The organism is Chloroflexus sp. (genome assembly GCF_034435895.1).
Classification (GTDB): Bacteria; Chloroflexota; Chloroflexia; order Chloroflexales; family Chloroflexaceae; genus Chloroflexus.
Genome location: NZ_DAOTWH010000190.1, coordinates 1 through 6818 on the forward strand (window position 1 = coordinate 1; position 6818 = coordinate 6818).

At 61.7% G+C, this 6818-nt stretch carries 7 protein-coding genes; 6 read left to right on the forward strand and 1 reads right to left on the reverse strand.

Annotated elements, in window-relative coordinates:
• The 6 genes from U9R81_RS11240 to U9R81_RS11265 form a co-directional block, all read left to right on the forward strand.
• Positions 1-566, forward strand: a 566-nt coding sequence (locus U9R81_RS11240; protein ID WP_322495546.1) for a R3H domain-containing nucleic acid-binding protein, incomplete at its 5' end; no start/stop codon positions are given.
• A gap of 119 nt (positions 567-685) precedes the next feature.
• Positions 686-1378 carry a dTMP kinase gene (tmk, locus tag U9R81_RS11245; protein WP_322495547.1) on the forward strand — a complete coding sequence of 231 codons (693 nt, stop codon included), beginning with the start codon at positions 686-688 and terminating at the stop codon, positions 1376-1378.
• Between the two features lie 19 nt (positions 1379-1397).
• The gene (locus U9R81_RS11250) at positions 1398-1724 is read left to right on the forward strand and encodes a cyclic-di-AMP receptor (protein WP_015941657.1); all 327 of its coding nucleotides are present in this window, start codon (positions 1398-1400) and stop codon (positions 1722-1724) included.
• A 3-nt stretch (positions 1725-1727) separates the two neighbouring features.
• The gene (locus U9R81_RS11255) at positions 1728-2240 is read left to right on the forward strand and encodes a zinc ribbon domain-containing protein (RefSeq protein ID WP_322495548.1); all 513 of its coding nucleotides are present in this window, start codon (positions 1728-1730) and stop codon (positions 2238-2240) included.
• Positions 2237-3208, forward strand: coding sequence for a P1 family peptidase (locus U9R81_RS11260; RefSeq protein ID WP_322495549.1), 972 nt, complete (start codon positions 2237-2239; stop codon positions 3206-3208). The genes U9R81_RS11255 and U9R81_RS11260 overlap by 4 nt, the downstream gene beginning before the upstream one ends.
• A gap of 332 nt (positions 3209-3540) precedes the next feature.
• Positions 3541-5313: a peptide ABC transporter substrate-binding protein gene (locus U9R81_RS11265; RefSeq protein WP_322495550.1), complete on the forward strand. Its 1773-nt coding sequence runs from the start codon at positions 3541-3543 to the stop codon at positions 5311-5313.
• 268 nt (positions 5314-5581) lie between these two features.
• Here the strand turns inward: U9R81_RS11265 and U9R81_RS11270 are convergent.
• On the reverse strand, positions 5582-6818 hold a 1237-nt coding region (locus tag U9R81_RS11270), incomplete at its 5' end, for a MurT ligase domain-containing protein (RefSeq protein ID WP_322495551.1).

Consider the following 6818-nt stretch of genomic DNA (forward strand, 5'->3'; position numbering starts at 1 on the left):
GGCGTGATCAGGCGCAGATGGGGGCGAGCGGCCCGCGCTTGCGCGACCGCAACGGCAATGCCACCGCAGCGACCACGGTGCTGCCGCAGCGCATCTTCCCGTTTGGCGTCAGCTGGAACCGGTTGCAGAACGCGATCGAACGGCTGCGGGTGCCGGCGGTGATTGTGCGCGATATGAAAGACGCCACACTGGTCATGACGCTCAAGAACTACTACCGGCAAAGCTCGCAACAATTGCGGCAGGCCGAAGAGCAGGGCGTGCCGGTCTACGTGCTGCGCAACAACACGATTACCCAGATGGAACGGCAACTGGCGCAGGTCTTCCAGTTGCGCGAGGTGGTGGATGAGGAACCCGAACCGCCGCGCAGCGATTCGACGATCGAAGAGGCGTTGCTCGAGACCGAGCAGGCGATTACCCAAGTGATCAGCGGCGAGTGCAATGCGGTAGAATTGACCCCGCGCAGCAGTTACATTCGTCGCCTGCAACATCAGATGGCCGACCGCTACAATTTGCGCTCAGAGAGCCGCGGCGACGATCCGAACCGGCGGGTCAAGATCTTCCGGTAGCGGGATCGGGAGCGGCATTGCGCTGCAATGCCGCCACCATCCACGACGACTCATCGACAGATTGGCAAAGATCGGCTATCCTTAACGAAGGGTAAACCGAGATTGCTGGTGACGCTGTCATGCCTCAAGGTCTGTTTATTACATTTGAAGGGCCAGAGGGGGCCGGCAAGAGCACACAAGCTCGCCGTCTGTATGAACGCCTGCAAGCGGCGGGCTATCCGGTGATACTCACCCGCGAACCGGGCGGGACGCGGATCGGCGAGTTGATCCGCCGGATTTTGATTGATCTGCGCCATACCGAAATGGCGCCTACCACTGAGACCTTGTTGTTTTCGGCGGCGCGTGCGCAATTGGTGAGCGAGCTGATCCGGCCCTATCTCGCCACCGGCGGGATTGTAGTCTGTGATCGCTATGCCGATTCGACCTTTGCTTATCAGGGGTACGGCCTTGGCCGCGATCTCGATGAACTGCGCGCGATTACGGCAGTGGCAACCGGCGGCCTGAAGCCTGATCTGACCTTCTATCTGCAGATCGACGTGGAAGTTGGTTTGCAGCGCAAACGCGCCGGACGTGAGCGGACGGAAACCAGCGGCGGCCAGCCGGTGGAATGGAACCGGCTTGATGAGCGCGATCTTGCCTACCATCAACGGGTGGCTTATGGGTTCGCCGAATTGATGGCGCAAGAGCCGGAACGCTGGTATGCGCTCGATGCCAGCCAGCCGGTTGACGTGTTGGCTGAACAGATCTGGCAAGCGGTGACGCCGCGCTTGGCCCGGATTACACCGATTGCCGCGCAAGGAAGCGCGGATTGACATCGTTAGGGTGAAGAGCATGCGCCTAATTCTGGCTGTCGTCCAATCCCAAGACGCGACGAATCTCGTCGAAGCGCTGACCGAACATGGCTATCGGGTGACGCGCCTGAGTAGCCAAGGCGGGTTTTTGCGCGAAGGAAACGTGACCTTGCTGTTGAGCGTCGAGGATCAGCAGGTCAATCCGGTGATTAACATTATTCGCGAACATTGTTCGACGCGCACGCGCTACGTCTCGCCGATGCCGCCGATTGCCGAGTCGGGTGAGTTTTACCCGCCGGCGCCATTAGAGGTGCAGGTAGGCGGGGCGACGGTGTTTGTCTTGCGTGCGCAGACGCGCAAGTTGTAACGTATGGAAGCAATCCAAGAATTTTGGGCGAATATTCTGCCGCTGGTGCGCCTTGGCGCAATCTTTTTGGGCGCGTATGCGGTGTTACTCTGGGCAGCGTCGGTGTTGTGGGCCTATCGCGATATTCGCCGCCGCACCGAAGATATCTCGGTGCAGGTGCTGGCAGTCGGTATCGTGTTGCTGCTGCCCTTCCTCGGCATTCCGCTGCATCTGATCTTGCGCCCGCCGCAAACGCTGGCCGAGAAGTACGAGCGCACCTTGGAAGAAGAGTTCCTGCGCCGCGATCTCGAAGAGCAATTCGTCTGCCCCGAATGCCAGCGTCCCATCGAACCCGATTTCATCCTGTGCCCGCACTGCCATACCCAGTTGCGCCGGCGCTGCGACTCGTGCCAGAAGGTGATCGATCTGACGTGGCGGATTTGCCCGTACTGTGGCCATTCCCACCTTGGCAGCGCGCCGACGGTACGCGCGGATGCGTACCCGATCGCGCCGCCGGTAGAGGTTAGCCAGCGATGAAGGTTCCCGCAATTACCGATGTGCAAGGGGTTGTCGTCGGCCATGCCGCCGACGCCGAGGCGCTGACCGGGGTGACGGTCGTGCTGACGCCAGATGGTGCGGTTGCTGGCGTGGATGTGCGTGGCGGCGCTCCCGGCACCCGCGAGACCGATTTGCTCGATCCGGTGAATCTGGTGCAGCAGGTCAATGCGGTGGTCTTGACCGGCGGCAGCGCGTTTGGCTTGGCTGCCGCCACTGGCGTCGTGTCGTGGCTGCACGAGCGCGGCTATGGCTTCGATGTGGGCCTGACCAAAGTGCCGATTGTGCCGGCGGCGGTGATCTTCGATCTGGGTGTGGGCCGGGCTGATGTGTGGCCCGATGCGACGATGGGGTACGCAGCCTGTATGGCCGCCGAGGCCAGTGTGGCCGAGGGCAGTGTTGGGGCTGGGATCGGTGCAACGGTCGGCAAAGTAGGTGGCATAGCCACTGCGATGCGTGGCGGCGTTGGCACGTGGAGCGAGACGCTGGCGAATGGGGTGACGGTAGGGGCGTTGGTGGTGGTCAACGCCTTCGGCGATGTGGTTGACGGCCAAGGCCGGATTGTCGCCGGCGCGCGCGGCCCCAGCCAGTCGTTGATCGGCACCGGCGCGTTCTTGCGCAGTGGCGTGGCTCGCCAGTCGTTTGCCGATGCTACTGGCCAGAATACAACTATCGCCGTGGTCGCCACCGATGCCCGCCTCGACAAAGCCGCCGCAACCCGACTGGCCATCATGGCCCAAGACGGCTTGGCCCGCGCGATTCGCCCGGCCCACTCGCCGTTCGATGGCGATACCGTGTTCGCGCTAGCCACCGGCGTCTACGACGCGCCGCCGTTGGTGACGCTCGGCGCAGTGGCGGCCGATGTGCTGGCTACCGCGATCGTGCGCGCCGTACAGATGGCCACTGCCGTGGCCGGTATTCCGTCTGCGCGCGATGTAGCGACGCCGTGACATCGTATGTAAAAGCGAAAGGTACGCGCGTTTGGATCATAGGCTGGCGCTATTCTATGGAGTGCGGCAGTTTCACCGTTGCACTCCATACAATGCTCAGGCTGTCATTGCGAGCCGCCTGCGGCGGCAAAGCAATCCCCCGCGAGGACGGGAGGAACCCGCTGAGGGATGGCGTGCGCTCAAGCGGGAGATTGCTTCGGTCGGGCAGCCCACGGCATCGCTGTAGGCCTACCCGCCCCCTCGCACTGACAATCGAGGGCGGGAGCAAGCCGCTAAGGCCTTGCCTTTTACTGCACATTACTGGCTTATCAATCAACCATAAAGCACTCGCTATGAAGCGTTTCATATTCTTCCTAACGGTTCTGTTTGCGTTTGTGCTCGTTGCTGGCTGTGAAGTGCGGGTTGATGAACCGGCGCCAACTGCTCCAGCAGTGATGTCTCTTGTCGAAACGACCCCTACCACGGTGCGCGAACAGGTGTTGCGCATCGGGTTGGTGAATGAGCCGCCCGATCTGTTCCCTTACTACAGCACCCTGACTGACGAACGCATCACCGGCGCATTAACTGAATTGATCTTCCCCACGCCGCTGTTGGCGGTTGATTTTATGTGGCAAACGACAGGGGTGTTAACGCGGGTGCCGGATTTTGCCAACGGCGATGTAGTCACGTCTACGGTCACCGTCTTCCGCGATGCGTTGGGGCAGATCAGCGAAACCCCGACCGAGACGACCGATGATGTGACGCAGGTGAGCGTCATCTTCCGCTGGAATCCGGCCTTGCGCTGGTCTGACGGCACGCCGGTGACGGCAGCGGATTCGGTGTTCGCCCACGAACTGGCGCAACAGATCGATCTCGGTCAAGCGGCGAATAGCCGCTTGGCGATGATCGAACGCTACGAGCAGATCGATGAGCATACGACGCGGGCAGTGCTGCGGCCTGATGTGACTGATCCCTCGTATCTGAGCAGTTTTTGGACGCCGTTGCCGCGCCATGTGCTGGCGGATATGGATCCGCAACGGATCATGCAAAGTGAATTCGTCCGCAAACCGGTGAGTTATGGGCCGTACATGGTCAGTGCCTTCGATGGAGGCTCGCTTGAGTTGGTGCGCAATCCGCATTACGCGGGGCCGGCCGCACCGTTTGAGCGGATTATTGTCGCGTTTCGCAAAGATCCGCAGCAATTGGTTGAATTGGTGCGCGGCGGCGGGATTGATCTAGCCTTCATCGAACAGCCGGTGCCGGATTTGCTCTCCATGCTTGTGCAGAGCGCCGAACTGCGGGAATTTCAGCTTGCCACCTCCCCCAACACGATCTGGGAGCATCTCGACTTTAATCTTGATGTGCCGTTGTTGCAAGATATTCGCGTGCGGCGAGCAATTGCGTACGCGATTAACCGGCCCCAGTTGGTCGAGCAGTTGTTGGGGGGCAAGAGCAATGTCTTAGAAAGTTGGGTATTGCCGGGCCAGCTTGGTTACCCGCCGCTCGATCAGATTACCCGCTACCCGTATAACCCCAACGAGGCGCGCCGCTTGCTCGATGAAGCGAACCTGCTCGATACCGATGGCGATGGCTGGCGCGAGCACGATGGCTTGCCGATCCTGTTGTCGTTAGTGACTAGCGCCAATTCGCCGTTGCGCGAAGCGGTCGCGCGGCAGATAGCGTCTGATCTGGAGCAGATTGGCGTTCAGGTTGAGGTGGCGCAATTGCCGTCGAGCGAACTGTACAGCACTGATGGCCCGCTCTACCAGCGCACCTTCCAATTGGCCTTGTTTGGCTGGATGGCTGGACCGCACCCACGCGGTTGGGAGTTGTGGAGTTGCGCCGGTGTGCCGAGTGAAGCCAACAATTGGACAGGGAATAATTTTGCCGGTTGGTGTTTCTTCGAGGCGAATGAAGCGATTAATACGGCGACCACCTCGCTCGATCCCGAAGAGCAGAAGAACGCCTACCTCCGGCAACAACAACTGTTTACGCAAGAGTTGCCGGCGTTGCCGCTCTTCCAACGGATTGATGTGCTGGTGGCCCGGCAGGGGTTGGCAGGCTGGCGGCTAAACCCGACGGCGCCGTTTACGTGGAACATCAGCGAGTGGCGCGAGGGCGAATAATGAAAGACAAGGCGCAGAGGGGGCAAAGAAGATTCTGACACGCCAAGGCGTGAAGGCGCAGAGGAACGCAGAGCGTTACACGCCAAAGCGCGAAGGCGCAGAGGAACGCAGAGCGTTACACGCCAAGGCGCGAAGGCGCAGAGGGTTGGTTGTAGTTCTTACCGCCCTTGGCAGCCCCCATCCAATTCCCTTTGCGTTCTCTGCGTCTTGGCGTTTAAACCCTCTGCGCCTTTGCGGAGCCGGACAGCCGTCCGGCTCTACTGCGCCTTCAGGATTCCCAGAACGGTTTGGCCCACCCGCGGCGGGCAATCTCGGCGCGCAGGTCGAGCATGGCGGTGTAGGTTGGCAGCATGGCGAGGGTTTCGCCGGTGGGCAACGCCGCCAGCGCCGCATTGAGCGCCGCCGGCAGATCGTCGATCACGGTCATGGTCTCGGCGGCAACGCCGGCATAGTCGAGCCGCAGCGCCATATCGGCGGCGCGAGTGCCGCTGACCGTGACACGGGCCACCTTCCCGGCCAACGGCTCGAAATCGGCATCCCACAGCCACGACACATCGGTGCCATCGGCGAAGCGGTCATTGATCGCGATCAGCACATGCAACGGTTTGCTTGTCGCCGTGGTCAGCATGCGCACCGTCTCTGACGCTCCCACCGGATTTTTAATCAGCGCAATCAGCATCGGCGGGCCGCCGGGGCCGGCATTGATCCGCTCGATGCGGCCAAAGGCGGCACGGAAGGCAGCGAGGGCGGCGCTGATCGTCGCTGGCGCAACGCCGAGCGCCAAGGCAGCGGCGGTGGCAGCCAGCGCATTCTGGGCGTTGTAGAGGCCGGGCAGCGGGAGGCGAATACTCAATCTGCCAGCAGGGTGGTCGATCTGTAATTCGCTGCCGTCTAACCCCTGCGGTTCTAACACGGTTAACGCCACCTGCGGATCGGGCCGGCGCTGGCCGCACTGCGGACAGGCGTAGTGGCCGATGTGGGCATAAAAGAGATGCTGGTATTCGTAGCGGTGGCCACAGGCGTGGCAAAACTGCGAGTCGGCGATGTGGGTGGCGGCGGCGACGGCGTGGCGACTATCTTCCAACCCAAACGCGAGGGTGCGGGCGGTCAGGTTGCGGGCAATCGCAGCAATCGCTGGATCGTCGGCATTGAAGACCACGGTGCTCGTGGCCGGCAATGTTTGCAAGGCAGTGCGCCAGTGCCCGGCAATGGTATCGATCTCGCCGTAGCGATCAAGCTGGTCGCGGAATAGATTGAGCAACACAACGAGGCGGGGGCTGGTCTCGGCAATCGCTTGCGGCAAGGCCGCCTCATCAGTCTCGAACAGGGCGCGGCGGGCACGGGGGCGACCGCGCCAATCGGCGCCGGCAATCGCGACGGTGGTCAAGCCGGGCAGCAGATTTGCGCCGGCGCGATTGTGCAAGAGCGGTTCGCCGGTCTGCTCAAGGATGGCCGCGAACATGCGGCTGGTAGTGGTTTTGCCGTTGGTGCCGGCAACGAGGATC

Coding starts and splice junctions, on each gene's coding strand:
- U9R81_RS11250 (WP_015941657.1), top strand. CDS start 1,398: ATGCGCCTAATTCTGGCTGTCGTCCAATCCCAAGACGCGACGAATCTC.
- U9R81_RS11255 (WP_322495548.1), top strand. CDS start 1,728: ATGGAAGCAATCCAAGAATTTTGGGCGAATATTCTGCCGCTGGTGCGC.
- U9R81_RS11260 (WP_322495549.1), top strand. CDS start 2,237: ATGAAGGTTCCCGCAATTACCGATGTGCAAGGGGTTGTCGTCGGCCAT.
- tmk (WP_322495547.1), top strand. CDS start 686: ATGCCTCAAGGTCTGTTTATTACATTTGAAGGGCCAGAGGGGGCCGGC.
- U9R81_RS11265 (WP_322495550.1), top strand. CDS start 3,541: ATGAAGCGTTTCATATTCTTCCTAACGGTTCTGTTTGCGTTTGTGCTC.